This window comes from Pseudoduganella rivuli, assembly GCF_009674485.1.
Classification (GTDB): Bacteria; Pseudomonadota; Gammaproteobacteria; order Burkholderiales; family Burkholderiaceae_D; genus Rugamonas; species Rugamonas rivuli_B.
This window is the reverse complement of record NZ_WKJJ01000085.1, coordinates 1-257: the sequence shown is the minus strand read 5'-3', so window position 1 is coordinate 257 and position 257 is coordinate 1. Positions and strand designations below refer to the sequence as shown.

General features: G+C 51.8%; 2 tRNA genes. Both read right to left on the bottom strand.

Annotation, left to right across the window (positions count from 1 at the left end):
- Positions 1-50: 50 nt before the first annotated feature.
- A tRNA-Ala gene (locus GJ700_RS34825) sits at positions 51-126 on the bottom strand.
- Between the two features lie 25 nt (positions 127-151).
- Positions 152-228, bottom strand: a tRNA-Ile gene (locus GJ700_RS34820).
- Between the last annotated feature and the right edge of the window lie 29 nt (positions 229-257).

Below are 257 nucleotides of genomic sequence, written 5' to 3'. Positions count from 1 at the left end.
AAGAACGGTACTACTTTTATCTAAACCTCAGGGCTTACATAAAAGCAGTTTGGTGGAGGATGACGGGATCGAACCGACGACCCCCTGCTTGCAAAGCAGGTGCTCTCCCAGCTGAGCTAATCCCCCTACAGGTATTGCTTGATGCTTGGACTGGTAGGGCTGGTTGGGCTCGAACCAACGACCCCCGCGTTATCAACACGGTGCTCTAACCAGCTGAGCTACAGCCCCAACATGCTTTTCGTTCTTCTTTAGAACAG